This is a genomic window from Microcystis sp. M53603_WE2 (assembly GCF_030065435.1).
This window is the reverse complement of record NZ_JASJFF010000394.1, coordinates 1-1,038: the sequence shown is the minus strand read 5'-3', so window position 1 is coordinate 1,038 and position 1,038 is coordinate 1. Positions and strand designations below refer to the sequence as shown.

General features: G+C 48.7%; 1 protein-coding gene. It reads left to right on the top strand.

Annotated features, from left to right (window positions below):
• Positions 1-207 precede the first annotated feature (207 nt).
• The coding region (locus tag PX481_RS08375; protein ID WP_288094341.1) for a shikimate dehydrogenase at positions 208-1,038 on the top strand (831 nt) is incomplete at its 3' end.

Below are 1,038 nucleotides of genomic sequence, written 5' to 3'. Positions count from 1 at the left end.
TTGTGGGAGAGATAGGGGGAAAATTCTGGGACTTTTTCTCTGAAAATTAGGTAATTGACCAGATGAGAATCGGTAAAACCCTACACCCCACACCCCACACCCTACACCCTGCCCCCAGGAAAAACTTTTTCAGCAAACCCTAGTATAGTAAGGTGAGCATTGGCCACCCTTGATATCAAACTTTGGTGGGGAAAGCCCACCTTTTTTATGACCATTATTAACGGAAAAACCAAGTTATTAGGCGTAATCGGCGATCCCATCGGCCATACTCTTTCTCCCCCCATGCACAATGCCGCTATCGATGCCTTGGGGCTAAATTATGTCTATCTTCCCCTACCTATCGCCCCGGAAAATTTAGCAACTGCGATCGCTGGTTTGTCCGCCATCGATCTACAGGGTTTTAGCGTCACAATTCCCCATAAATTAGCAATTATTCCCTTATTATCGCAAATTACCGAGAAAGCAAGGCTAGTGGGCGCAGTTAACACCGTCTGGCGCACGGAAACCGGCTGGCAGGGAACGAATACCGATGTGGATGGCTTTCTCGCACCCTTGAAATCCCTTGACAAAGATTGGAGTCAGGTGAATCCAGTTATTTTAGGCAATGGCGGCGCGGCCCGGGCGGTGGTGGTGGCTTGCGCCCAGTTGGGCTGTGGCGAAATTCATGTGGTAGGACGCAATCAAAAGAAATTAGATCCTTTTAAAGAAAGTTGGGCGAATACAAGCCTCTATGACCTCCTAGAAGTGCATGGCTGGGACGAATTAGAGGGGCTGGTATCCACCACAGAACTCCTGATTAATTCTACCCCGATCGGAATGTCCCCCCAGGGCGAACAATCCCCTGTTGAGTTAGAATTATTAGACCTTTTACCCCCATCGGCGATCGCCTACGATCTAATTTATAATCCCCGGCCGACCAAATTTCTCCGGTTGGCCCGGACTAGAGGGATAAGAATTATTGATGGGTTAGAAATGTTAGTTAATCAGGGAGCGATCGCACTAGAAATCTGGTTAGGTCAACCCGTCCCCGTCTCGGTC